This is a genomic window from Sphaerospermopsis aphanizomenoides BCCUSP55, from assembly GCF_001586785.1.
Classification (GTDB): domain Bacteria; phylum Cyanobacteriota; class Cyanobacteriia; order Cyanobacteriales; family Nostocaceae; genus Sphaerospermopsis_A; species Sphaerospermopsis_A aphanizomenoides_A.
Window position 1 is genome coordinate 1 of record NZ_LUFH02000033.1, and the last position, 26,405, is coordinate 26,405.

Sequence of the window (26,405 nt, forward strand, 5' to 3'; positions counted from 1 at the left end):
ATTTCTGCCTGACTACCCACTCAATTCTCCTCAACGTTTTTTTCGACTTTTTCAGCAAACCCTAATTAATTCAAGATTAACTGGAATTAACTCAAATCTCCGACTTTTTCAATAAATCGGGGATTTTTTTGGATAGTGATATAGAAAATAAAGAGCGTCGCTTATAATAAACGACAAAATAATGAACAAAACACCCAATACGTTACATAATTAACCAATATACTCAATTTCACCTGAATCATTGATTAATAGAAATGCTCCCACTGATAAAGATGAGAGTATTTCACTTATTTTTTCCATCAGAGGAAGTAAATGATTAGGTTGAGTGCTACGAGAATCTAAAATAATAATTCTCAACATTTTACCTGTTAAATTTTGCTGATAGTGTAGATTTTTATCAGCTGTAATAAAAGCATCAAAAGGATGTATTTCAGCTAAATCAAGAATTTGTTTATCCTTGAAACCGCGCCATCCCATATAATTAACATTATAAATCATATAACCTTTATTTAAAAAAGGTTGTTTCAGTTTTTTACTTAAAAGATTTTCGTCTAGTAAGATAATCATTCAGCACAACGTTCCTGGGCAATTATCAATTTAGCTGCATTTTCTAAGACTTTCATAGTTTGAGTCTCCAGATAGGGAAAATCATTAATAAACTCAGCTAACCCCCCCTCACTTTCGAGATAGTCAAACAATGTTTGTAAGGGAACACGAGTTCCTACAAAAACCGGAACTCCACTCATAATTTCCGGATCGGAGTGAATAATACCTTGAGTTTCTAATAATTTGTTTAGTGTCATGTTTCTTTCAAGAAATAACTCGATATCTTTGATTATAGCAGTGATATGTAAAGTTTTATTACTACTGTAAGGGAAGCGATGCTTTTATATAATTATAGCAATAATAAATGATTCATGAGAAATTGTAAACGAATTTTTTGTTTAAGGCGCTCAATATTCACACTAGCAGTAGAGAACAGGAAGAAGGAGGTTTGAAAGTCTCTTAGCATATAGCATTTCCTAGTCTAAGGAAGCACAAAATTATCTGCGTCCATCTGCGTCCATCTGCGTTTAATTATTATTACTTGTACCTCACTTGAATGGGAATTGCTATAATAAAATCCAACATCCAAAATTATTACGCCTCACCAATGACATCAATTACAGCCTTTAATAATGTACTGTCATGAAAACTGCTTTTAGTTAAATAGTAATTTGCTCCTGCTTCTAATCCTTGAATCCGATCCTCTTCCCGGTCTTTATAAGAAACAATAATCACAGGTAAATGCTTCAATTTGCCATTACTTCTAATTTGGGTGGTGAGTTCAAAACCATTCATGCGGGGCATATCAATATCTGTCACCACTAAATCGTAATCTCCACTGCGGACTGCATTCCACCCATCCATGCCATTAACTGCAACATCTACTTTATAACCATTATTTTCTAACAATTTGCGCTCCATTTCCCGCACAGTGATAGAATCATCAACCACTAAAATTCTTTTATAGGTTTTGATAGCTGTTTGATCAGCAGACTGATTGACTTGACTAAGTTGTCCACTAGCCAGAACTTTAGTAATAGAACGGACTAAATCTTCCACATCAACTATCAAGACTGGCGAACCATCATCCATCAAAGCTGCGGCGCTGATATTAGGAACTTTGCCCAGTCGAGGATCTAAAGGTCGAACTACCAAACTGCACTCACCTAGAAAGCGGTCTACAACTAATCCATAATGATTAAGACGAGTGCTGCCAGTAATACGCGCTCCTCCATCGCTAATGACGACAATGGGTAGAAATTCTCTCTTCACATTTTGAGATGGTAATTCTAAAACTTGATGAGCCGATATCAAGCCTACTGGCTGATTATTAAGCATGAAAAATGGCTGATTTTCGGAGACGATAATTTCTGATTTCGGCAGCATCACTACCCTGTCAATACGCGCCAATCCAAAAGCATAGGGTTCGTGAGCTATTTCTACCAACAGAGTCCGCAATACCGACAAAGTGAGGGGTAGTTGCAAGTACAACGTCATTCCCTTTCCTGGTTGGGAAACTGCCCGGAGAGAACCTCCAACTTCTCGTACTGTGCTATGCACTACATCTAAACCCACACCCCTACCGGAGATTTCCGTAACTGTTTGAGCAGTAGAAAATCCTGGTAAAAACAGGAATTCCATTAACTCATTTTCGGTGAGTTGGGCAGCCATTTCTGGACTGATATGGTTTTTCTTGATCACCTCTTGACGCAAGACTTCCATATCTATACCCCTACCATCATCAGAGACGGTAATTAATAACATTCCTGCCCTATGAATCACTTCTATACGAATGTGTCCCTCTTCTGGTTTGCCGACAGCAAGACGTTCTTGGGGTGTCTCAATGCCATGATCTATGGCGTTGCGTAGAATATGGAATAATGGGGCTTCTAGACGTTCGAGGATGTCTCGGTCTACCAGGGTAGACTTGCCGATAATTTCTAAATTGACTCGTTTACCTAATTCCCTGGCCAAATCTCGCACCATGCGGGGAAAACTTTGTCCCCTATCAGCAAAGGGACTGGCATGGGTAGCAATGACTTGGCGATAAAGACGATCAGAAAGGTTGGAGAAACGCTGGCAAAATAGTTCCAGTTCATTATGGCGATCGCTCAATAACTGCCGACATTCACTGGCGGTTTGTCGAGCAATACTCATCTGCTCTTCTATTTGCCTATTTCCATGATCTCGATTTCCATTCTCCCCGTTTCCCCATAAAACTTGTAATCCTTCCAATAGGCTGGATAACTGAACTTGGTTAGCTTTGAGTTTCAGCAACGAGTCGGCAAATTTCTCTAACCATTTGGCTTCAACTAAGGATTCCCCTGCTAAACCCATTAAACGATTAAGATTGTCGGCATTGACTCGCACTACGCGGTTCTGCACTATGTCTGGGGACTGGGGACTGGGGACTGGAGGGAGAGGTGGGGAGGTAGGAACTGGATAAGATGCCAAGGGAATTAATTCTTCTTTCTTCTCTGCTTCCCCTGCCTCCCCTGCTCCCCCTGCTCCCTGCTCCCCTGCCTCAACTGGGGTTGAGATAATAGCAGCGATCGCACTTACCAAACCTTGGACAATTCCATCATCAAACTGAGGTTCTGGGTTGCCAACACAAGCTTCTGCCATCTGTAAGAGCATATCTACTGCTTGTAGTAAGACATCGACATCAGCCGGGGTGAGGGTAATTGTTCCTGACTGAGCAGCTACAAAGCAGTCTTCCATTTTATGAGCTAGGGTGACAGCTGGATCAATTTGCACGATCCGCGCTGCTCCTTTGATGGAGTGTGCTGCCCGCATTAAAGCTGCTAATTCTTCTGTCGGATGGGGCTTGGTTTCCAGTGCTAACAAACAGTCATTCAAGACTGCACCCTGAGCTTTTACCTCCATGCTGAATAAGTCCAGCAAGGAAAGATGACTAAAGTCTGACTCTTGTGTCATGGCAGCACCTTTCTCTGTAAGGACATGAATAGTAATTGGTCATCAATATAGCTGAGGCTGCGTGATTGCCAGTGAAAAAACCCTTTGGTGTAGGTGTGATGGACTGAGGTGGCACTATGGGGGGGATATCTTAATTCATCGTTATGAAATCGGTGTAAGCCATAGAATTCATCGACAGGAAAAACCCAGGTATTGCCACTTTTTTCAATTACTACCATGCGGGAATAAACTATAGGACTCAAAGATTCAGGAACAGTTTCAGCCGCTTCTAGATGCAATAAGTGACTCAAAGAAATACATAATTGTAGTTCTCCTCGGATATTCACCAATCCTTTTAATATTTCGTTGCTGCGATGGGGTATGGTGTGAATCAATGTGGGTGATATGGTTTCTTTTAAGACTTGCGCTGGCAATGCCAACCATTCTTTCTGCAACCGAAAAATTGCTACTGTTAGACTTTCTGTGGTGGGTAAGATTTCAGATTCTGTTTGGAAATGTACTAGCTTGTTTCCTGCCTCTACTTTTGCCTCAGCGAAAAACTGAGTCCATTCATGCTGATAGTTTTTGGGAATAGAACGTTCTAGTAAGTTGCGTCCAGCAGAAGAGTAAACGGGACAATTACGACAGTGAATAAAATTGGATAATTCTGAACAAGTGCGATCGCCTGTAATCCCAATTATATTCCAGCATCTTTCTACATTTGATAGCTCGTTCATGCCATCCATGATTCATTTTCTCCCATGAATCTATTACTGTTAGGGATGTATTTATCTACTGCATCATTCACCTTAAAGCGACTCATTTCTTGACGCAGACTGTTAGCGACTTGATTAAGTTTAGTAATAGCCTGATTAATCTCTCGCAAAGAAGCGGCAGTTTGCACAGAATTACTACTTAATTGGGACATGGCATCACTAATTTGGATTGCTCCTTGCGACTGTGCCTCCATACCTTGACTGACTGCTTCATACCTCGGTGTCAACTCTTGCACCTGTTCAATAATTTGTCCAATTTGACTACTAATACTAGCTACATCTTCTACACTTTTTCCTACTTCTGCGGCAAATTTATCCATTTCCATGACTCCTGTGGAAACGGATGATTGCATTTGTTTAACCATTTGTTCAATGTCTATGGTTGCCACTGCTGTTTGGTCTGCCAATCTTCTTATTTCTCTAGCTACTACTGCAAATCCTAATCCATATTCCCCGGCTTTCTCTGCTTCTATGGCGGCATTTAATGACAATAAATTTGTCTGGTCTGCCACTTTAGTAATGGTGATAACTATATTATTGATATTATTGGCTTTTTCACTTATTACTCCCAATCTCGCAGCGATGGAATTCGTTGCTTCTACTAATTGACGCATGGTTGTTTCCATCTGCAATAAGTCTTTTTGACTATCACTTGCTGCTACTGTTGTTGCTTGGGATAATGCCGCTACTTCTTCTACTGTTTTGACTAATTCTCTTGATGTTGCTGATATTTCTTTGGCTGCTACTGTTACCTGGTTGGTTGATGCTACTTGTTCCGTGATACTTGTTTCTAGTTGTTTCCCTGATGCTGCTATTTGTGTTGCTGATGAGGTTACTTGGATTCCTGATTGTTGTACTTGTTGTATCAGTTTACTTAAATTCTGTGCCATATTTGTGAGGGTTGCCATTAACTTGCCAATGATATCTGTGGAGTTACTTTCTACCTTGACTGTTAAATCACCAGCAGAAACTCTATCTGCTAAAGTAAAAGCGTTTTGCAAAGAACGAGTTAACGCACGTCCAGGAATTAAAATAGTAGCTAGTGAAACTATTATGACTGTAATCACAATACAGAAAAAATTTCCCCAAGTAACTAAATTAGAAAAATCTTGAATTGCTAAAAGTTGATTTTTCTGGTCTTCTATTTTTTTGTCTGCATTTTGTAATAAATAATTAATATTTATCCTGAGTTCATCCATAATTGTTTTACCTTTATTGGAAAGAATAAGCTCTAATAATTCTTTTTCTTTTCCATTCTTTTTGAAATTGATTGTTTCTTCTAGTTCTTGCATTTTTTGTTGAGATAGTTTTTGGATATGTTCAATTTTTTTGATTTCTTCATTATCAAATGAATTGGAAGTTTGTTTTTTAAGTTCATTGAATGCAGTATCTATATTTATTTTAGATTGTTGAAAAGGTTCTAAATATTCATTTTTTTTCGTAATTACAAATCCACGTTGACCAGTTTCAGCATCAATTAAGAATTTTTCCAGTCCTTTTAAATTTGCTTTAATTTCATAGGTATGATTTACCAGATTGTTAGTTTCTCTAATTCTTTCATTAGTTGATTGGGCAACCAAGCTGGTAACAAAGGTTAATACAACTATGATTCCACAACCACCGAGGACAAATTGATTAATTTTTAATCCTTGTTGCATATTTTTAGGATGTTTTTGCAAGTTTTCAGAAATTAATTTTGGTAAAATAGAATAGTGGTGAATTTGAAAAAATATAACTTTAGCTATCAATACAGCAGATTGCAGATAAATGAAATAAAAAACTGAGGAACAAAGTCTTCAGTTTTTCCCTTATACCCCTACACCCCTACACCCCTACACCCTTACCTTTTGTAAATAGCAACTTGGGTTATTACTTGTTTTATACCGTATAAACGGAAACCCCACATTCATTGTTTAAACTTAATCAAATAGCCTAACACGAGTCTTCCAGATTCAAGCTAGAAAATTGATATTAATTAAACTCTGTTCTGAAGTCGTTGGATACGTTGCCAGAGGATGTTAGCACTAACTACGTCTCCTTGATTTTCCTTCAATAAAGCTAAGTGAGTTAAGGCTTCTTGGTGGGTAGGTTGCAGATAAATTGCTTTCTGGAAAGACTGTAAAGAATCTTCATTTTTTCCCATTGCTTGTTGTAATTGACCAAGCAGTACATAAGCTTCTACACAAACCTTATTTTGTTTAATATAGTCGTTACATAATTCAATGGCTTCTGGTAAATGCCCTTGATCTGCCAAAGCTTTGGCGGTTTCTAGTAATTTCGCTGTATTATCTTTAGGCGTTAGATTTAAAGGTGTTGGCTTTAATTTATGGTCTATGATGTGTTGTTTTGAGTGAATTAGACGATAATTTGGGTAAGTCTTTTTGTGTTCTTTAGATTTGATAGGAGCATGAACAACAGCTAATTTACGATAGGCAAATGCTGAAGAATGACGAATAGGAACAAAGCGAGAGTGCAGCAATAAACCTGCTTCTGCGTGTCCAACAAATAATAGACCTTCTGGATTTAATAATCTTTCTAAAATTCTAATTGTGCGTTCTTTGGTTGTGATGTCAAAGTAAATTAATAAGTTGCGGCAAAAGACGATGTGATATGGTTGCATCCCCAGCAAAAAATCTGGTTCGGCTAGATTACCGTAGTTAAAGTTCACAAGAGATTTTATTTTTTCATGCAGATGATATCCTGTTTCTTGATGTTGAAAATACCTTTCCTGAAATGATAGGGGATTACCACGAAATGAATATTGATTGTAAATTGCTCGTTGAGCATTTAGCAAGGCTTTTTTACTAATATCAATGGCATCAATATGAAAATCATTCGGATTCAAACCTGCTTCTAATAAAGCGATCGCTAAAGAATAAGGTTCTTCACCTGTGGAACAAGGTACACTCAAAACCCGCAACACAGTATTTTTTTGATTTGGCAACCATTCAGATGCTATATATTGCTGCAAATATTTAAAAGATTCTCTTTCCCGAAAAAACCAGGTTTCTGGGATGATTACACTGTTAATTAAGGCATCCAATTCCTGTGGATATGCCTGTATTTTTGCTAAGTAACTATTAATATCTGTAATTCTAGATTCTAACATTCGCTGTTCTATAGCTCTAGCGATCGCATCAGAACCTATTGAGTTAGGGTCTAACCCAATTTTTTTTCTCAGTAAAGCTTCGCCATCAGAATATATCATTTTTCAGCGATGCATTAATTACAGCAGGGAACAGGGAATAGGGTAGAAAGTCTTTTGGTATATAGTTTTATACTTAAAATTTGTACTTCATTTACCCGCAATATGCTGTATTATTTTTATTCCCTATGAACTTCAGCTACAAGATAAGCTTGTTGCACCTCTGACAATAAATATTCTATGTGAACACACTGAATCATGCCTTGCTCATCTATAATCATTTTACCCAAGTAAGGTGGTTTATCTATCTGAATATCCACATCAACTAAATCAATATCGGATTTTTGTAAAGTTTCTACAACTCTTTGTGCCTTCAAACCCATAATTTGCGGTACAGTCTCCTGTGTCGCATCTCTACCCCAGTGATTAACTAAAATAATGCGTGTACTTAAATGATCAGCACAACTTTTATTACTTATTAATTGACACAGATCAATTACGGGAATAATTCTTCCTCGGTAGTTAAAAACACCAGCAAAATATTCAGGTGTATGGGGGAGTGTTGTTAGGTTGACAAGCGGTATTACTTCTACAACCTGCTGACTAGGTATAGCGTAACGTTGATTATTGATATGGAAGAGTAGCATTAACATCTAGTCACCTCATCTGGGTTGCAAATAATAGTAATTCAAATATTCAAATTCCAGAAGTCAAGCATCTAATTGTTAATGAATGATATAGGAATGCTTGTCAGGTGCGATTTTTTGGGATGACGGAGAGCGATCGCCCATCTGTAGTTTGTGGGAAGTTCGTTAGCGGGAGAGCATCCCAAATGTGCAAATTTATGTTTATCTTACGAAATAAACGCTCAAAGGCTTTATATGATTGAACCGCAAAGGACGCAAAGGACACAAAGGGAAGAGAGTTTAAGAGATTTTTTAGTGTTGCTGTGGTTATTTTTTCAAAATAGGGATGCTCCCGTTAGCGGTAGTTCACCGTAGGTATCGCTTGCTAAAATAGAAGTAATTTAAAGTTACAGGAGAAACTAATCAATGATATCTTTAGAAGTAGCGATCGCTAAAATCAAAAAATTACCTCTTGAACAGCTCAATGAAGTAATTAAATTTATCGAGTTCTTAGAATTTAAATCAGGAAACATTGATCTTATTTCACAAGAAACAAAAACTACAAAGAATTACCCACTGAGAGGAAAACCTATTACCATTGCTAGTGATTTTGATGAACCTATGCCTGAACTTTGGGAAGCATTAGCAGAATGATTTTACTAGATACCCATATTTGGTTGTGGTTGCTTCACGATCCAAGTCAATTATCACAAGCAGCACAAAAAGCTATTGAAAGTGAAGAATCCCAAAATGGTTTATTAGTTTCTGTTATTTCTGTAAGTAAGTGTGAAGCGCAGTGCTGTAGATGTAGTTTTCAATTGATAATCAGTGTAGGAGTTTAGCTAAACCCCTACTACCTTCAACTATGACTAAAACTCCGCATTTTCTGGTGTGCGGGGGAAGGGAATCACATCCCGAATATTCCCCATACCTGTCATAAACTGCACCAATCTTTCAAATCCCAAACCAAAACCAGCATGGGGAACAGTTCCATAACGACGCAAATCTAAATACCACCACAAATCTTCTAGTTTCATACCTTGGGCTAAAACCCGTTTTTCTAACACATCTAGCCTTTCTTCCCGTTGCGAACCACCAATAATCTCCCCTATTTTCGGTGCGAGAATATCCATTGCACGGACGGTTTTTTCATCATCACTCAACCGCATATAGAAGGCTTTGATTCCAGCAGGATAATCTGTGACAATTACAGGCTTTTTAAACAATTGTTCTGCTAAATAGCGTTCATGTTCTGATTGTAAATCTGCTCCCCATTGAACAGGATAATCGAATTTCACATCAGCTTTTTCTAAAAGTTTAACTGCATCGGTATAAGTTAACCGTTCAAATTGATTGTTAATAATATTATTTGCAGTTTCTAAAACAGTTTTATCAATCCGTTCATTGAAAAATTCCATGTCTTCTGGACAAGTTTCTAAAACGTATCTAAAAATATATTTCAGAAACTCCTCTGCTAAATCCATATCCCCTTCTAAGTCACAAAAAGCCATTTCTGGTTCAACCATCCAAAATTCGGCTAAGTGACGAGAAGTGTTAGAATTTTCTGCCCGGAAAGTCGGTCCAAAGGTGTAGACGTTGGTAAACGCCATCGCCATAATTTCCGCTTCTAATTGTCCGCTAACTGTTAAATATGCAGGTTTACTAAAGAAGTCTTGGCTATAATCAATTTCTTGATTTTCTGTGCGGGGAACTTTCTTTAAATCCAAATTGGTAACGGTAAATAATTCACCTGCACCTTCACAGTCACTAGCAGTAATAATGGGAGTATGTACCCATAAAAAACCTCGTTCTTGAAAAAATTGATGAATTGCAGTTGCACAAGCATTTCTCACCCGGAACACTGCACCAAAGGAGTTAGTTCGGGAACGCAGATGTGCAATGGTGCGGAGAAACTCAAAGGAATGACGTTTCTTTTGCAGAGGATATGTTTCGGGATCAGCGTCTCCGTATACTTTCACACCATCAGCTTTTAATTCTATTCGCTGTCCTTTGCCTTGGGAAGCTACCAGTACACCTGTCACTTCTACTGAAGCACCAGTGTTGATTTGTTTTAATATTTCTTCGTAGTCTGGTAAATCTTGGTTGATGACTATTTGCAAGTTAGCTAAGGATGAACCATCATTAACTTCTAAAAACGCAAATCCTTTTAATTCACGTTTTGTTCTGACCCAACCTTGCACTACTAAAGACTCATCAGGTTGACCACTTCTTAATATTTCGGCAATGCGACGATTTAACATTTTATACAAGTTGCTTTTTTTGACTATATATAACAACACTAATTTTAACTAAAAATAGATAATAGTGTCTGTAAATAGCTAGATGAGAAAATTTTAGATTTAATATATGATATTGGCTTTGATTGAAGGAAAATCCAAAATCCAAAATCCAAAATCCAAAATTCTATTACCCAACCCAAGACCTCAACAACCAACCGATAATTACGCCTAAACCACCAAAACGGACAACTTGCCAAAATGGTCTTTTCAGGCTGTTCCAAGAAAACAACTGGCTTTCTAAGTTGAGTTCTAGCAGTTCTAACTGTTTTTGAATGCGTTTTAACTCTTCCTTTAGTTCTGGTGTCTGATTTTTATTTTGTTTGAGATTTTTTAATTCTTGTTGCCATTGTGCCTTTTCCTGTTGATCCCGTTGCACTTGGGCGTATCGTTCTTTCAAGAGTCGGAGGTCTGTTTCTAGTTCCTCCAGTTCCTGTTCAAACTCTGGTTGCTGGTTTGCTTCTGGGTTAGTCATTAGTCATTAGTGATTGGCTATGTTAAACAATACACAATGAACAATGGGCAATTACTTCTATGTAAAGGGCTGAGGATTGAAAATAAGGAAAGGTTTTTCTTGCTCTTTTTTTGGGAACAGAGAGGTTTTAAACCAAATTAACCAATGTCAATTATCAATTGTCAATTATCAATTGTCCATTGATAATTAAATCATAACTTTTACTTTTACCTCGGCTATTTAGTCTTATGCCTCTAACCAGTCAACTCAATGATGTTTCTACCCTAGAACTGGCGCAAGCCCTGATGGAAAGGCTAAGTATCTCTCCCAATGATTGGCATCGTCTCAAATCTAACCGCAATGCCCGCGCTAGTGAACAATTAGCGGCTGCTATGGTGTTTCTCCTCAAAAATCAACCCCAAGAGGCACAAGCTAGGTTAGAACAGGCTGTAGGTTGGCTAGATAAATCAATTTCTGCCCCTCCCTGTCCTACTCACGGGAAAGGCTAAGGGTGTGGGGTGTAGGGTGTGGGGTGTAGGGGAAAGAAACTTAATTTCTGCCTCTTGCCCTTTGTCTATTACCGCCGTAAGGATAAAAGACGACGAGTTTCTAGCTGTTTACAAAGTCTGAGTTCTGTTCCTTTACGGTTCCACTCTACCTGATCAAAGATTTGATGGAGAAGAGACATACCGCGTCCGCTTTCTGATTCATCTGGTGGTAAATATTCTGTGGGATCACAGTTGCAGTCACAAGATGGAGTGAAACCGTTTCCTTGGTCTGAGATAATCCACCAATACTGATTATCTATCAAGGAAAATCGCACTACTACTAATTTACTGGGATCAAGATTATTGCCATGTTTAGCTGCGTTGACTAGGGCTTCTTGAAGTCCTAATCGCAGTTCTGCTTGTAATTTGGCAGGAATATCCGTTAATAGTAAGTCTAATATTGGACAAAGATAAAGAGTTGAGGCAAAACTAATAGTACCCCAATAGCGCCCAACTGGACGAAGAGAAATGGTAATCACAAGAGAAACCCCGTAGCTTTTAGTTAGCTAGACATCAGTTTGGTGTCACTGTCACCCTGATAAAAACTTAGGTGGTCATACTGCTTTCAAACTTGCGTCTGTAAAAACTAAATTTTGAAAATGCTGCGGAGCATTGACTCTAAAGATGAGTGATGATTGCTTATTTAAAAATCGGTGGGAATGATGCTGCGGCTGCATTGGGCAACTGTTTAAATTGCCATTCCTGGGAAATATATAGATAGAGGTTATATATTTTGTTGCCGATTTGTAATTTCCACAACTTGAACCACCTTTTTTAAGAGCCTATGCAACTTCAATTTTTTTAAAGAAAAAGAATTTTTATTTCTAACCTAATTAGATTTTAGCATTATTATTAACCACTCGACTAAAAATTTTTTCCATTTTAGTTTCTGTAAAGAATGAACTACTCTTTGACAACGGCGATACCTTTGGTCAACTTGGCGATCGCACCAGGAATGCTGCTGTTTCCACGTGAGCAGTTTGGGGGAAAAAGTCGGCAGGCTGTACTCTTGTAAGTTTATATAGGCCATGTTCACAAATTATTTTCAGGTCGCGGGACAGGGTTGCTACTTTACAACTGACGTAAACAATCCGCGAAGGTTGCAGGTGAAGTAAAGATTTGATAACATTAGCTTCACATCCTTTACGTGGCGGATCAAGTAATACGACATCTGGTATAATTCCCAAATTCGGAAGAGTTTTTTCCACTGCTCCTACTTGGAATGTCACATTATTAATTCCATTGTGTTGAGCATTTAAAATAGCCTGTTCTACCGCTGTTGATTGCACTTCTAAGCCAATTACTTGGCGTGCTTGTTTTGCTAGGGGTAATGTTAAAGTGCCAATACCACAATAGGCATCAACTAAAACTTCATGACCTTGCAAATTTAGTTCTGACTGAATTACTTGTAAGAGTGCTTCAGCCGTTTCGGTGTACACCTGAAAAAAGGTTTCTGGGCGTACTTGAAATTCTATGTCCGCGAATTTTTCTCGCAGGTAAGGAATTCCCGCAATACAAACTGTTTCATTACCAAATATAGCATTTGTGCGATCGCTATTTCGATTTAGACATACCCCCACTAAGTTGGGATAACGCTGTAACCATTCCTGTGCTTGGGTTTCAATTCCTGGTAAATTTTTGTCTTTCACCACCAAAGTCAGCAACATTTCCCCTGTGCGGCGACCAATCCGTAAACCCAGATGGCGAATTGTCCCTTGATGACGAGCTTCATCATAAATTGACCAGCCACGCTTGTGGATATCTAACTTCACCTCAGCCAATAAAGGATTGAAGCGTGAGTCTTGAACTGGACATTGATTTAAATTAATCAATTGGTGGCTACCTTTTTGGTAATAACCAGCTTGAACTTGGCCTGTAGGAGAAACACCAACAGGGTAAGTAACTTTGTTGCGATAAGCTAAAGATGAATCAGCCACTAACACCGGGTCTACCGCTGGGTTGCGAAAACCACCAATACGTTCTAATGCTTGAATAACTTGATTTTGTTTAGCCGTCAGTTGGTAATCATCATCAATATGTTGCCACTGACAACCGCCACATTTATCAGCAACAATGCAATTGGGTCTAATGCGGTGTGGAGATGGCGCGAGGATTTGTTTGAGTGTACCATGAGCATACTTGGGCTTAACGTGGAGTAGCCTGACAAGAATGCGATCGCCAGGAACTGTATCTGGAACAAAAACTACACGTTCCTCAAAGCGTCCCACTCCATCCCCAGTGTCGCTTAAATCAGAAATTTCAACTTCAATTATTTCACCTTGTCGCCAAACGGTATTAGTCATTCGATTTTAGATTTTGGATTTTGGATTTTAGATTTAGATTGAAAATTTAGTGATTGAAGATTTATTACAATTGCTTCCTTAATGTTCCCCAATCCCCAATCCCCAATCCTCAATCCCCATCTTCCCACACCCTTCACTTCTGTACCGAGAACTGGTTAAACTAGCAAATAATATTATTTCGCGTGATTACATAATCATGACTGTAATTAGCCAAGTTATTCTCCAAGCCGACGACGAACTGCGTTACCCCAGCAGTGGCGAACTCAAGAGTATCAAAGAATTTTTGCAAACAGGCGAACAGCGTACCAGAATCGCTGCTACCCTCTCCGAAAACGAAAAGAAGATAGTTCAGGAAGCAACCAAAAAACTTTGGCAAAAGCGCCCTGACTTTATCGCCCCTGGAGGCAATGCTTACGGAGAAAAGCAACGTGCTTTATGTGTCCGTGACTTTGGCTGGTACTTGCGCCTGATCACCTACGGCGTACTTGCTGGTGACAAAGAACCAATCGAAAAAATCGGTTTGATTGGTGTGCGGGAAATGTACAATTCTCTGGGCGTTCCTGTCCCTGGAATGGTAGAAGCTATCAATTCCCTCAAACAAGCTGCTTTGGATTTATTGAGTGGTGAAGATGCTGCTGCTGCTGCACCTTACTTTGATTACATCATTCAAGCAATGTCCTAAACACTAGCTTGTTATGGTTTTAGCAGTATCGGACATTAGCACTCGATACCAAATCACATTCCTCATTTGATTGATTATAACTTCCCCACACTTGATAGTGGCTATGGCAAAATAGTTGTCAAGTTATTAACAAGGAGTGGGGATATTTTATCGCAGGAGTCAGAATCACAAATTTCACCTCTAATCCCCTGAAAATCAGTCTAAACATCGGTTTTAGCTAACTGCTGATGGCTGATAGCTGAATGCTTACCCAATGACAAAAAACCGACAGGTATAAAGCTGCCGGCTACTAGTGTGTTCCCTATTAATGACTCGGCTAGAGTTCAGTTACTTGTGATTATGCCAATATACTCACAATTAGAGGAGGATCTTTATCATGTAAAATTGTGATTGATATCATGAATAATAGTGATTAAAATCACTTAATGTCTGACAAAACAATGCCTTCATTCCCGTAGTTTATTACTCAAAATACACATCGTCTTGATGGCATCAGGAACAGTGATGGATATCAAAAAGTCAACCTTTTTGTCAAAACTAAAATAGTTGATACCAAATGTCTATTAATTTTTTAAAATTCCTATCTAGCACAGTTCTTTTAAGTCTCAATACTGCTTATACAAGTCCACCAGAAAACCAAGCGTTACGCGAAAATAGCCTCATAACTGAATATACAACTGTAGTAGCTAATCATAAATCTCAAAAAAATAGGCCATCTAAAAAAACAACGACAATTTCTATTGAAGGGGAAAAAACACAGATTACTCTGCAACTTTACCAATCAAAAAATTTATTAACTACTTACTTCCCCGATCCTGATTTTAGGGCTGAATCGACAGCTTCCGGTGAAGGACAATCAGTTAGATTTATTGTGAACTTTGGCGGGATTAAAAACGAAAATGCTTATGTTCATATCGCTTTTTTAAATAACTTGAAAACTTTGGGGCAGGTCAGAAACTTTATTAATGGCAAAAGAGGGTTAATTGCATCTAATAAATGGCGTGTAGTTAGTCGGACTGCAAATGTCCCTTATCCTTGGGCAAAGGAAAAAATTAATTTTAGTAAAGGTAAAGATATTGTGGGTGAGATTTATTTGGGAGAACAAAAAGGTAAGGCTTTCTATGTGATTACTCACTATCCCGTTGAATATGGTGATGGTTTTGCACCGAGAGAAGATGTGATTTTAAGAAATCTGGAAATAGGAGGGTAACGCCAAAATTAACCGTAAGATTTTTTCAGGTAAATATAAAAAATACTAACCCTGTGAAAACCGACACTATATTTTATCAACTTTTTCAAACATTGCCGAGTATCCTATTTGAACTGATTGGCAAGCCAGCCACAGAAGCGGACAGGTATCACTTCACATCTGTAGAAATTAAAGAACTAGCATTTCGCTTTGATGGTTTATTTATACCTAATTTAGAGATACCTGAACAGCCTATTTACTTTGTAGAAGTTCAATTTCAACCGAAAGCGGATTTTTACTGGAAATTATTTACCGAAATCTTTGTTTATCTGAATCAGTATCAACCAAAGAATGACTTTCACGCAGTAGCGATTTTTGCGAAACGTAGTTTAGATCCTGGTGTACCAATGCAGTATCGGGGTTTGCTAATGAGTCAGCAAGTTACAGTCATTTATTTGGATGAATTAGAAGTAACAACCGATAATTCCATAGGACTGGGAATGGTACAGCTAGTTATGGAAAAAGAGGAAACTGCTATTGATCACACCAAGCAGTTAATCCAAAAATCACGACAACAATTAACTGATGCCAGCAAAAGACAAAAAGTTTTAGAATTGTTAGAGACGATTCTGGTTTATAAATTAACTAATTTAAGTCGTCAGGAGATTGAAGCAATGTTTACTCTAGATGAATTGAAGCAAACACGGTATTTCCGAGAAGTTGCGGAAGAAGCGAAGGTAGAGGGTAAGTTAGAGGGTAGGTTAGAGGGTAAGTTGGAAACAGTACCGCTGTTATTGCAGTTAGGTTTGACTGTGGAACAAATAGCCGCAAATTTAGCTGTGGATATTGAAGCGGTGAGAAAGGTTGCGGAAAAATATGTTGATGAAAATCCTTCAGAGTAGTTAGAATAAATGGAAAGTGATTAGTTTGACTGATCACTTTTTTCACATTTTTAAATGGTGACTATGGATTTACTTCTTCTTGTGATTCTTCTCTAATATTAAAGTAGTAATAAAGATTCTCAACTGTTAAATCTTAATTAGTATCCATAACTAGCTTCATGAAATTAATGTAAATTTTTAGACTAATTTTCTTTTAGCAAAAAACTTAAGTATTTTTACTTGAATCAAGCATTGAAAGCTGATCGTATCCTGAAAATATCACAGAAAAAAGTAAATCAAGAGATACTCACAGGAGTAGTAACCAGATAGAATATTTCTCTGTCCCTTTGGTGTATAACTACCATGACCACCACCGAACAAAATCCCTTTTCTCCGCAAGAAATCGCCGAAGAAGGCATAAAACCAGAAGAATATACAGAAATTGTCCGCCGTTTAGGTCGTCATCCCAACAAAGCTGAACTAGGAATGTTTGGGGTGATGTGGTCAGAACATTGTTGTTATAAAAATTCCCGTCCCTTACTCAAACAGTTTCCCACCACAGGACCCCGTATCCTTGTTGGACCGGGAGAAAATGCCGGCGTTGTCGATATTGGTGATGGACTCAGATTAGCTTTTAAAATAGAATCCCATAATCACCCTTCAGCAGTTGAACCCTTCCAAGGTGCTGCAACAGGTGTAGGTGGTATATTAAGAGATATCTTTACAATGGGGGCGCGTCCCATTGCTTTATTAAATTCTCTCCGCTTTGGTGATTTGGATGATCCAAAAACCCAACGGTTATTTACAGGCGTTGTTGCGGGCATCAGCCATTATGGTAATTGTTTAGTTAGTGACGAAACATTTATCTGGAAAGATAAACATGGTGTGCATTTTGACACCATTGGTAATTTTGTCGAATCTCGCTTACCCTCTGGTGTCAGCACTTTAGAGATAGAAGATGGTGATGCGGTTACAACCCTCTCTTTAGACCCAGATCAGCATACAGTATGCTGGCAGCGTGTACGGCGGATTTTTAAGCGTTGTAGTCAAAACCTCATTACTATCCGCACTGCTTTGGGGCGTAAACTCATTGTCACTCCAGATCATCCCATGTTAATTCGTGCAGCAGGTCAATGGGATATTGCCCCGGCGCTATCTTTAAAAGTGGGTGATCAAATTCCGATTATCACTGCTTTACCCGAATTAGCACCAGGAGAAAACAAAGATACACCTCTAGACCTCATCGCCCATCTAAATCCAGAAGATGCTAGTGGTCAAGATGTTTATGTCAAACTACCGGAAAATTGGCAAGCAACGGAAGTTGTACGCACTGCTTTGCGGTTACTCGAACCTTCTGCTAATAACCGTCATCAATATTTAAGCACTGGTAGATTTCCACTTTCCCACTTTTTAGCCCTAGAACTGCTGCTGAATGTTTCCCGTAGCGATGTCAGTCTATTTAGACGTGGCAAGGCTAACTATATGCAGGCAGCTATTCAGCCAAATGAATTATTTGCTCGCTTAATTGGTTATTTCTTGTCTGAAGGTTGCGTTTCCCAAAATGGCAAGACATACAAAATTATTTTCACCTTTGCCCACCATGAAACAGAGTATGTTGAAGATGTAATTGCTGGACTCAAACAATTAGGACTACGCCCCTGTGTAGAAAAACGCGCTTCTACTATTGCTGTTTATGCAACTTCTTGGTTATTAGGGCATTTCTTCAAAAATGTTTGGCAGTGTGGAACTGAGGCCAGTAATAAAGCTTTTCCGGCTTTTATTTTCCAATGGTCAGAAAACTTACAGCGTGAAGCCCTCAAAGGTTTAATGCGTGGTGATGGTTCGATGACCACGAAAACCAATGGTAATCATGCCAAAATCAGTTTTGGGACTACTAGCCATAAATTGTTTGAACAAACGGTTTTTCTGCTGCAAAGTCAAGGAGTTATGCCCTATATTTATTACAAACCAGCAGGAGAAGGTGAAATAGAAGGACGTAAACACATCCGCAAACCATTATGGCAATTAGAAGTTAGTAATTTAGCGGGATTAAAGAAATTAGCAACTGTCTTTAGTCAACAGCGAAATGCAGAATTGGCAGTTGCCCTGAATCGCTACAATGGAAGCAAATACTCATTCCCCCGTTTTACTCAATGTGATGAAGATATAGCTGTTGTTAAAATCCAAAGCATTGAATATCACGCTGTTGAAGAATGTAATGTTTATGATGTGGAAGTAGATAACACCCATCTGTTTGTAACTTCATCTGGGATAGTTACTCATAACTGTGTCGGTGTTCCCACGGTAGGCGGTGAAGTTTATTTTGACCCGGCTTATTCCGGTAATCCCTTAGTTAACGTCATGGCACTGGGATTAATGGAAACACCAGAAATAGTAAAATCCGGTGCTTCTGGTTTTGGTAATCCTGTGTTATATGTCGGTTCTACCACTGGTCGGGATGGCATGGGAGGAGCAAGTTTTGCCAGTGCAGAATTAACTGATGAGTCAATGGATAACCGTCCTGCGGTGCAAGTAGGAGATCCATTTTTAGAAAAATCCTTGATTGAAGCTTGTTTAGAGGCATTTAAAACCGGGGCTGTAGTGGCGGCACAAGATATGGGTGCTGCGGGTATCACTTGTTCTACTTCGGAGATGGCAGCTAAAGGAGGTGTGGGTATTGAATTTGACTTAGATAAAGTTCCGTCTCGTGAGTTAGGAATGATACCTTATGAATATCTGCTGTCGGAATCTCAAGAAAGAATGCTGTTTGTTGCCCAAAAAGGACGAGAACAGGAGTTAATTGATATTTTTCACCGTTGGGGACTGCAAGCGGTGGTGGCGGGTACGGTAATTGCAGAACCTATTGTCAGGATATTGTTTCAGGGGAAAATAGCTGCCGAAATTCCTGCTGATGCTTTGGCAGAAAATACGCCGTTGTATGAACGAGAAATATTGACAAAATCGCCAGAATATGCACTTGAAGCTTGGGCTTGGACGGTTGATAGTTTACCCACCTGTGATGCGACAGGGATTGAAATTGGCAGAATTTGGCAAAGTTGGAATGATATTTTATTAACTTTGTTGAATACACCAACTATTGCTTCTAAAAGCTGGGTTTATCGCCAATATGACCATCAAGTACAGAATAACACGGTGTTGTTACCTGGTGGTGCGGATGCGGCTGTTGTGCGCTTGCGTCCTTTGGAAGAAACACCTCATCTCACATCCAAAATCCAAAATCTAAAATCCGGTGTTGCTGCAACGGTAGATTGTAATTCCCGCTATGTCTATCTTGATCCTTATGAGGGTGGTAAGGCTGTGGTAGCGGAAGCAGCGCGGAATCTTAGTTGTGTGGGTGCTGAACCCTTGGCTGTGACGGATAATCTCAATTTTGGTAGTCCGGAAAAACCAATTGGTTATTGGCAATTAGCGTCTGCTTGTCGAGGTTTGAGTGAGGGTTGTCAGGAGTTTTCTACACCTGTAACTGGTGGAAATGTTTCTTTGTATAATGAAACTCTTGATTCTCAGGGAAATCCTCAACCTATTTATCCGACTCCAGTAGTGGGAATGGTTGGTTTGATTGAAGATTTAGATAAAATCTGTGGACAAGGTTGGCAAAATCCAGGTGATGCAATTTACTTGCTTGGTGTACCAGTGCAATCTCGATCCCCCCAACCCCCCTTAGAAAGGGGGGCAGAAACATCTAAAATTGAATTGGGTGCTTCGGAATATCTGGCAACCATTCACAATACAATTGCTGGTAAACCGCCCAGAGTAGATTTTGATTTGGAACGTCGTGTACAAAAAGCTTGTCGTGAGGGTATTCGCGCTGGTTGGGTGCGTTCTGCCCATGATACTGCTGAAGGTGGTTTAACAGTAGCTTTAGCGGAGTCTTGTCTGTCTGGGAATCTTGGTGCCAAGATTAATTTAGATATTTCTGCAACTGATGATTCCAGATTTGATCAAGTGCTATTTGGTGAAGGTGGTGCGAGAATTGTAGTTTCTGTGAGTGAGGAAAATCAGGAAGTTTGGGAATCCTATTTACAGGAACATTTGCCAGAAAGTTGGCAAAAATTAGGTGTGGTGAGTAATGCAGAAATAGGTTTACAGATTTCCACCAATGACAACCATGATTTAATCAAGGTTAGCATTCCAGACATGAGCGATCGCTATGATCAAGCAATATCTAATCGTCTCGCTGTCTATGCTAATGGTTAAATAAATAATCGGTGATCGGGAAGAGAAAGGAAATGAGAGGAAAATTTCTTTTCCCTTTCCCCACAAAACCCGACAACTGTGGAAACAGTACAGCGAGTATTTTCCGGTTGAGATTCTTCAATCCAAAATCCAAAATCCAAAATCCAAAATTCTTATACCTCTTACCTGCTGACAGTAATTTTGTGCTTTTTGGCCTAAATTCCAGAAATTACGTTAATCTTTTAATGGATGGTTAAAGATTTGTTAAGAATTTTGCAACTATCCATTGGCATAATTCCAGTGACAAACAAAGTAGTTCAGAAAGCAAGTATATTAATATACTATTGTGTTTATTCCTATCTTTAGAAAACAGGAAGATTCTGAACTCCTAACATTCTTCTTAGACAGATACCCCACCAGGAGCAAAACCAGCATGATTCCTTACCATCCCGTCACTCTGGATCAATCTATCAATAACCATGAAAACCACCACGATAAGCCAGAAGAAGCTTGCGGTGTTTTCGGTATTTACGCACCAGAACAAGATGTTGCGAAATTAACATACTTCGGACTATACGCCCTGCAACATCGGGGTCAAGAATCAGCCGGTATTGCTACTTTTGAGGGGCAGTACGTACACCAGCACAAAGATATGGGTTTGGTGTCTCAAGTCTTCAATGAAAGCATCTTAGAAGAGTTACCCGGTAATCTTGCCGTTGGTCACACCCGTTATTCTACTACTGGTTCTAGTCGCAAAGTTAACGCCCAACCCGCTGTAGTGGAAACCAGCTTAGGCAAATTAGCATTAGCACATAATGGTAATTTAGTCAATACAGTTCAATTGCAAGCAGAACTGCTCAAAAGTAATTTTAACCTCGTGACAAGCACAGATTCAGAAATGATTGCCTATGCGATCGCTGAAGAAGTGAATGCCGGTGCAGATTGGTTAGAAGGTTCTATTCGGGCTTTTCACCGTTGTCAAGGTGCATTTAGTCTGGTAATTGGAACACCGGATGGCATCATGGGAGTGCGGGACCCGAACGGTATTCGTCCCTTGGTCATTGGTACATTGGATAGTGATCCAGTTCGTTACGTTCTTTCCTCAGAAACCTGCGGTTTAGATATTATCGGCGCGGAATATTTGCGGGATGTAGAACCAGGTGAGTTAGTTTGGATTACAGAAGAGGGTTTAACTTCTTTTCCTTGGAATCAACAACCTCAGCGCAAATTGTGTATCTTTGAAATGATCTACTTTGCCCGTCCTGATAGTTTGATGCACAATGAAACTTTGTATAGCTATCGGATGCGGTTAGGAAGAAGATTAGCAGAAGAATCACCTATAGAAGCAGATATAGTTTTTGGTGTACCTGATTCTGGCATACCTGCGGCCATTGGTTTTTCCCAAACATCGGGTATAGCTTATGGTGAAGGGTTGATTAAAAATCGCTACGTCGGTAGAACATTTATTCAACCTACCCAAAGTATGCGCGAAACAGGGATTAAAATGAAATTAAACCCTTTAAAAGATGTTTTATTTGGGAAGCGGGTGGTAATAATTGATGATTCCATCGTCCGGGGAACTACTAGCCGCAAACTCGTCAAAGCCTTGCGTGATGCTGGTGCGGCGGAAGTACACATGAGAATTTCTTCCCCTCCTGTCACCCATCCTTGCTTTTATGGTATTGATACGGATACCCAAGATCAACTCATTGCTGCAACAAAATCAGTTGAGGAAATAGCTAAACAATTAGAAGTTGATACTCTCGCATATCTGAGTTGGGAAGGAATGTTAGAAACAACAAGAGAAGATACAAATAGTTTCTGTTCTGCTTGTTTTACAGGTGATTATCCTGTAGCTATTCCTGAACAGGTGAAGCGTTCTAAATTGATGTTAGAAAAAGCCACAGTTTAGGTCATTTTATCATTTTGTGGGGTGGGCATCTTGCCCGCCTAAATTTTTTATTTTGTCAGAATCAGGATAACTAGGATTTTTATCTCACACAAAGTCGCTAAGAAGCAAAGAAGAAAAGGAAGATATTTCTCATTTATCCTACAACTAATAATTTATTTACCTCCTCTAAAACTTCAGATATTTCCGGTTTTTCAGCAGCAATCACATCCTCTGGTAAATGTTTATGATATGGAAAGTTAGCTAGATTGGGAAAGTGAGGCGTGCTATCATAACGAAAAACTAAATGATTATTTGCGTCTTGAAAATGGTAACGGTAATCAAGAAATTGTAATTGATTGTTTGCGATTACGATAGCTTCATTTATTTCTAGTAAATGTGTTTGATTAAAACGTAATCTAATTCTTAGGTTAGCGCGGTTGGGAGTTAAAATTTCTTCTTCATAGCGTTCAACATAAACATTGCTGTACAGAAGAATAGCTTTTTCAACTTGATTGAGATAATCTGAGAGAATGTTAGGCAGCATTATTAAATTGTCGCTCTATTTCCTGACGTAAAGCAAGATAGTGACGGTAATCATTTGCCCATTCTATAAATAAGATATCATCTGATAATCTACCTTGATTGTATTGGTAAAAAAACTCTTCAGAATCCATGTCATGTTGATTTTCATAAATACTTAGCCTTTTAGTAACTGCAACTAAAGCATCTAATGGTGATGTATATTCAATAGTTTGTTTACGCATGGCTTTTTTTAATATTTAATAATTTGAATTATTGTTAATTATAACATAATTTTAAAATAAAATACATTGTCTGAAGCAGGATAACCAGGATTAGAGGATTTACAGGATTACATTTAAAAGCATTGAAAAATTAAAATTAAATCTTTTGCGAATTATCTACATCACTATTTATTATATAACATCCAAAAAATCCTCACATTCCAAAAATCAAACTTCCAATCACATCCTGTACATCCTTCAATCCTGGACATCCTGATTCTGACAATTAATTTTTTATCTCACGCCATCTCCGTCAGGAGATACCGCTTTCTTAGACGCAAAGACGCAAATAAGAAAAGGAAGATATTTTCTGTTTCATCCATTCTCAGGTTTTCACTGAAAATTAAATAATGCAGGTGAGTAATTCTCATAAATATATTACTATTAAAACATCAGGCTCTGGAATTTTAAGTTATTCAGAATCAACTCGTTGAATAAATTCCTTGGTCAATTTTATAAGTGCATCATGACCATCACCATATTTTTGTTTATAAGTCAAATTATTGTGAAAATTTAAACTTTCAGCAATTTTCGCTCTTTCTGGAATTTTAGTGTAAAAAATGGGAGGAATAAAGGGATTAATCATCATTAAATCTAAATTTTCTACTTGGTAAACAGTATTACTATAACGAGAAATGACTGTACCAATTGGTTGTAAATTGTGTTGATAAGTTTGATTAAAAATATCAATTTGCTCTAATAATAATTCTAATCCATAAATTGCCATCCGGCTGGGGACACAAGGAATTAAGCAATAATCACTGGCGTAAAATGCACTTTTAATAAAATTGTTGATATTGGGAGGACAATCTATTAATATATAGTCGTAATTTGTTAATAATGGTTGAATGACTTGAAATAACGTAACTATTGAACCAGCCGTTAAATTATCTTCTATTGTAAATAATTTGGGACTACTCGGAATTAAATGTAAACAATAAAAAGAGTTATTTTTTCTGACATTAGAAACAGCCTCTTTAACTATATAATCTTCAATATGTATTTTGTCAAAGAAGAATTCAGCCTTTTGAAACAAAAAAGGTAATGTTAAACCACGGTTATTATATTGCCATTGCCAAACTTCCTCTGACATCATCGCATTAGTTAAGTTACTTTGAGCATCTAAATCAATCACTAAAACTCGTTTATTATACATAGTATCCCCCGCCAAATATTCTGCTAAAGCCATAACGAGGGTAGTTTTACCAACCCCACCTTTGAGATTACAAATACTAATTATTTTGGCTGTCATATTTTTGGGTAGATGCTGTTATTGTGATAATTATACAGCAGCTTTCAGCAGTCAGCGGTCAGCAGTCAGCAGTAAAACCCTTTTTCTGCAAGGCTTTGTGATAAAAATTTGTACCTTATTAATCTGCAATATGCTGTATTTTTTTTATAAAAAATGAGTATTTGTGAGGTAATGTTAAAATTATGCAATCGGAAATTTTATTTTTTCTAACTTAGCAATGATCGTCAACTCTAAAATAGAAAAAACTTGGCATGGAACACTGAATTTAGTCTATGCTAAACGCCAAGATTCTACCCAATTAATCTACAACCATAATCAAGCACCTTTAAAGATTCAACGTCCCTTTTACCCAGAAGGCAAAGAGATTTGTCATAGTATAATTTTACATACTGCTGGGGGAGTTGTGGGGGGAGATAAACTAACTTCACAAATTCATCTGCAACCCCATTCTCAAGTTTTAATCACCACTGCTGCTGCAAATAAAATCTATCGCAGCAATGGCTTACAAGCCAGACAAAACATTAATATTCAAATTAATGCTGGTGCTTACTTAGAATATTTACCTCAAGAGACAATTATATTTAATGGAGCAGTTTATCGCCAAGATGTGCGGATAGAATTAGATGAAAAAGCAAGTTTTTTAGGCTGGGAAATTACGAGATTGGGAAGAACAGCTAGAGGAGAGAAATTTGTACAAGGGGAAATGCGATCGCACACGGAAATTTGGCGAAATAATCAACCGTTATGGATTGATAGACAAATCATACCAGGTAACGAACAAATATTTCATAGCCCTCATGGTTTAGGAGGAAACCCTGTAATTGGTACTTTAGTATTTATTGGTGTTCCCATATCTCAAGAAATTATAGAACAAGCACGTTCCTTAATTACTCAATCCATGTTTGCGGGAGTAACTCGTTTAGAATATGGACTTTTGTGTAGATATCGTGGTAATTCTACATCTGAAGTCAGAAAGTGGTTTACAAATATTTGGCAAATGTTACGAGTATCTTGTTTAAATCGTGGTAATTGTATACCCAGAGTCTGGCAGATGTAAACAGGACTTACGTACAGAAGTTATCTGTTAGGGCTGGGTGTAAGGGTGTAAGGGTGTAGGGGTGTAAGGGTTTTCCTCTCCTCAAACTTGATTTTTTTACCACTTTACTCCTTTGCAAAAACCCTTACTTTTTCGTTTTTCTGCGTAAGTCTTTGTAAACTAACCACAGAGGAAAGAAGAATGCAACTCACACCGCAAGAAAAGGACAAATTATTAATATTTACCGCTGCTTTAGTAGCTGAAAGAAGAAAAAATAGAGGATTGAAATTAAATTATCCCGAAGCAGTTGCTTTTATTTCTGCTGCAATTTTAGAAGGTGCAAGGGATGGACAAACTGTAGCAGAATTAATGAGTTATGGCACAACATTATTAACGCGAGATGATGTGATGGAAGGTGTACCGGAAATGATTCATGAAGTGCAGGTAGAAGCCACATTTCCTGACGGGACAAAATTAGTAACAGTACATAATCCGATTAGATAATTATCACGCCAAGACGCAAAGGAAATAAGTCTATGATACCAGGCGAAATCATCACTCCAGAAGGAGAAATCGAATTAAACCCAGGTCGTTCAACTACAAAATTAATAGTAGCCAATACCGGAGATAGACCCATACAAATTGGTTCACACTTTCACTTTTACGAAGTCAATAATTTCCTAAAATTCGACAGAGAAAAAGCAAGAGGAATGAGATTAGATATTCCCGCCGGAACAGCCGTGAGATTTGAACCAGGGGACGAAAAAGAAATCACCCTTATTTCCCTAGTTGGCACACGCCAAATCTACGGATTCAACAACAAAATAAACGGAAAACTCTAAAAAACCTCCGCGAACCTCTGC

25 protein-coding genes are annotated in these 26,405 nt (G+C 38.3%); 11 read left to right on the forward strand and 14 right to left on the reverse strand.

Annotation, left to right across the window (positions count from 1 at the left end):
- Window positions 1–210: 210 nt before the first annotated feature.
- From A0J48_RS10380 to A0J48_RS10410, 7 genes are all read right to left on the reverse strand, one after another.
- Window positions 211–567 (reverse strand): DUF5615 family PIN-like protein, encoded by a 357-nt coding sequence (locus A0J48_RS10380; protein WP_200322827.1) that lies wholly within the window; start codon window positions 565–567, stop codon window positions 211–213.
- On the reverse strand, window positions 564–803 hold the full coding sequence (locus tag A0J48_RS10385; RefSeq protein WP_200322830.1) for a DUF433 domain-containing protein: 240 nt from the start codon (window positions 801–803) through the stop codon (window positions 564–566). The genes A0J48_RS10380 and A0J48_RS10385 overlap by 4 nt, the downstream gene beginning before the upstream one ends.
- 337 nt (window positions 804–1,140) lie before the next feature.
- Window positions 1,141–3,483 (reverse strand): hybrid sensor histidine kinase/response regulator, encoded by a 2,343-nt coding sequence (locus A0J48_RS10390; protein WP_200322832.1) that lies wholly within the window; start codon window positions 3,481–3,483, stop codon window positions 1,141–1,143.
- Window positions 3,480–4,199 (reverse strand): chemotaxis protein CheW, encoded by a 720-nt coding sequence (locus tag A0J48_RS10395; RefSeq protein ID WP_200322834.1) that lies wholly within the window; start codon window positions 4,197–4,199, stop codon window positions 3,480–3,482. Before A0J48_RS10395 ends, A0J48_RS10390 begins: the two co-directional genes overlap by 4 nt.
- Entirely contained in the window at window positions 4,196–5,896 is a 1,701-nt protein-coding gene (locus A0J48_RS10400; protein ID WP_200322836.1) for a methyl-accepting chemotaxis protein, read from the reverse strand. Before A0J48_RS10400 ends, A0J48_RS10395 begins: the two co-directional genes overlap by 4 nt.
- A gap of 317 nt (window positions 5,897–6,213) precedes the next feature.
- Window positions 6,214–7,446: a CheR family methyltransferase gene (locus tag A0J48_RS10405; RefSeq protein WP_200322838.1), complete on the reverse strand. Its 1,233-nt coding sequence runs from the start codon at window positions 7,444–7,446 to the stop codon at window positions 6,214–6,216.
- Between the two features lie 116 nt (window positions 7,447–7,562).
- Window positions 7,563–8,036 (reverse strand): chemotaxis protein CheW, encoded by a 474-nt coding sequence (locus tag A0J48_RS10410; RefSeq protein WP_200322840.1) that lies wholly within the window; start codon window positions 8,034–8,036, stop codon window positions 7,563–7,565.
- Window positions 8,037–8,435: 399 nt separating this feature from the next.
- On the opposite strand from A0J48_RS10410, the gene A0J48_RS10415 reads away from it, so the two are divergent.
- Both A0J48_RS10415 and A0J48_RS10420 read left to right on the forward strand, forming a co-directional pair.
- Entirely contained in the window at window positions 8,436–8,663 is a 228-nt protein-coding gene (locus A0J48_RS10415) for a DUF2281 domain-containing protein (protein WP_200322841.1), read from the forward strand.
- On the forward strand, window positions 8,660–8,851 hold the full coding sequence (locus A0J48_RS10420; RefSeq protein WP_234300833.1) for a type II toxin-antitoxin system VapC family toxin: 192 nt from the start codon (window positions 8,660–8,662) through the stop codon (window positions 8,849–8,851). The genes A0J48_RS10415 and A0J48_RS10420 overlap by 4 nt, the downstream gene beginning before the upstream one ends.
- A 27-nt stretch (window positions 8,852–8,878) precedes the next feature.
- Here A0J48_RS10420 and asnS read toward each other — a convergent pair whose 3' ends face one another.
- Window positions 8,879–10,270, reverse strand: a complete 1,392-nt coding sequence (asnS, locus tag A0J48_RS10425) for an asparagine--tRNA ligase (protein WP_200322842.1) — start codon at window positions 10,268–10,270, stop codon at window positions 8,879–8,881.
- Between the two features lie 166 nt (window positions 10,271–10,436).
- Entirely contained in the window at window positions 10,437–10,781 is a 345-nt protein-coding gene (locus tag A0J48_RS10430) for a sll0565 family protein (RefSeq protein WP_200322843.1), read from the reverse strand.
- A 227-nt stretch (window positions 10,782–11,008) separates the two neighbouring features.
- Here A0J48_RS10430 and A0J48_RS10435 point away from each other — a divergent pair, with 227 nt between their 5' ends.
- Entirely contained in the window at window positions 11,009–11,269 is a 261-nt protein-coding gene (locus A0J48_RS10435; protein WP_200322844.1) for a DUF6439 family protein, read from the forward strand.
- Window positions 11,270–11,337: 68 nt separating this feature from the next.
- Here the strand turns inward: A0J48_RS10435 and A0J48_RS10440 are convergent, their stop codons facing one another.
- Both A0J48_RS10440 and rlmD read right to left on the reverse strand, forming a co-directional pair.
- On the reverse strand, window positions 11,338–11,787 hold the full coding sequence (locus tag A0J48_RS10440; RefSeq protein ID WP_200322845.1) for an ATP-binding protein: 450 nt from the start codon (window positions 11,785–11,787) through the stop codon (window positions 11,338–11,340).
- A 453-nt stretch (window positions 11,788–12,240) separates the two neighbouring features.
- The gene (rlmD, locus tag A0J48_RS10445; RefSeq protein ID WP_200322847.1) at window positions 12,241–13,611 is read right to left on the reverse strand and encodes a 23S rRNA (uracil(1939)-C(5))-methyltransferase RlmD; all 1,371 of its coding nucleotides are present in this window, start codon (window positions 13,609–13,611) and stop codon (window positions 12,241–12,243) included.
- A 196-nt stretch (window positions 13,612–13,807) separates the two neighbouring features.
- On the opposite strand from rlmD, the gene apcD reads away from it, so the two are divergent.
- The 5 genes from apcD (at window position 13,808) to purF (ending at window position 22,472) form a co-directional block, all read left to right on the forward strand.
- Complete coding sequence (gene apcD / locus A0J48_RS10450) at window positions 13,808–14,293, forward strand: allophycocyanin subunit alpha-B (RefSeq protein WP_200322849.1); 486 nt, start codon at window positions 13,808–13,810, stop codon at window positions 14,291–14,293.
- Window positions 14,294–14,849: 556 nt separating this feature from the next.
- A complete protein-coding gene (locus A0J48_RS10455) occupies window positions 14,850–15,503 on the forward strand; it encodes a hypothetical protein (protein WP_200322851.1) in 654 nt (217 codons plus the stop codon).
- A 53-nt stretch (window positions 15,504–15,556) separates the two neighbouring features.
- Window positions 15,557–16,384 carry an Rpn family recombination-promoting nuclease/putative transposase gene (locus tag A0J48_RS10460; protein WP_200322853.1) on the forward strand — a complete coding sequence of 276 codons (828 nt, stop codon included), beginning with the start codon at window positions 15,557–15,559 and terminating at the stop codon, window positions 16,382–16,384.
- Window positions 16,385–16,726: 342 nt separating this feature from the next.
- Window positions 16,727–20,581 (forward strand): phosphoribosylformylglycinamidine synthase subunit PurL, encoded by a 3,855-nt coding sequence (gene purL / locus A0J48_RS27415; protein WP_200322855.1) that lies wholly within the window; start codon window positions 16,727–16,729, stop codon window positions 20,579–20,581.
- A 412-nt stretch (window positions 20,582–20,993) separates the two neighbouring features.
- The gene (purF, locus tag A0J48_RS10470; RefSeq protein ID WP_200322857.1) at window positions 20,994–22,472 is read left to right on the forward strand and encodes an amidophosphoribosyltransferase; all 1,479 of its coding nucleotides are present in this window, start codon (window positions 20,994–20,996) and stop codon (window positions 22,470–22,472) included.
- A 133-nt stretch (window positions 22,473–22,605) separates the two neighbouring features.
- On the opposite strand, the gene tumE is transcribed toward purF, so the two are convergent.
- The 3 genes from tumE to A0J48_RS10485 form a co-directional block, all read right to left on the reverse strand.
- Complete coding sequence (gene tumE / locus A0J48_RS10475) at window positions 22,606–22,995, reverse strand: toxin TumE (RefSeq protein ID WP_200322859.1); 390 nt, start codon at window positions 22,993–22,995, stop codon at window positions 22,606–22,608.
- Complete coding sequence (gene tumA, locus A0J48_RS10480) at window positions 22,985–23,215, reverse strand: antitoxin TumA (protein WP_200322861.1); 231 nt, start codon at window positions 23,213–23,215, stop codon at window positions 22,985–22,987. The genes tumE and tumA overlap by 11 nt, the downstream gene beginning before the upstream one ends.
- Window positions 23,216–23,666: 451 nt before the next feature.
- On the reverse strand, window positions 23,667–24,506 hold the full coding sequence (locus tag A0J48_RS10485) for a ParA family protein (protein ID WP_234300834.1): 840 nt from the start codon (window positions 24,504–24,506) through the stop codon (window positions 23,667–23,669).
- 217 nt (window positions 24,507–24,723) lie between these two features.
- On the opposite strand from A0J48_RS10485, the gene A0J48_RS10490 reads away from it, so the two are divergent.
- From A0J48_RS10490 to A0J48_RS10500, 3 genes are all read left to right on the forward strand, one after another.
- Window positions 24,724–25,563 (forward strand): urease accessory protein UreD, encoded by an 840-nt coding sequence (locus A0J48_RS10490; protein WP_200322863.1) that lies wholly within the window; start codon window positions 24,724–24,726, stop codon window positions 25,561–25,563.
- A 180-nt stretch (window positions 25,564–25,743) separates the two neighbouring features.
- Complete coding sequence (ureA, locus tag A0J48_RS10495) at window positions 25,744–26,046, forward strand: urease subunit gamma (protein ID WP_137667603.1); 303 nt, start codon at window positions 25,744–25,746, stop codon at window positions 26,044–26,046.
- A gap of 32 nt (window positions 26,047–26,078) precedes the next feature.
- The gene (locus tag A0J48_RS10500) at window positions 26,079–26,384 is read left to right on the forward strand and encodes an urease subunit beta (RefSeq protein ID WP_200322865.1); all 306 of its coding nucleotides are present in this window, start codon (window positions 26,079–26,081) and stop codon (window positions 26,382–26,384) included.
- The last annotated feature ends 21 nt before the right edge of the window (window positions 26,385–26,405 follow it).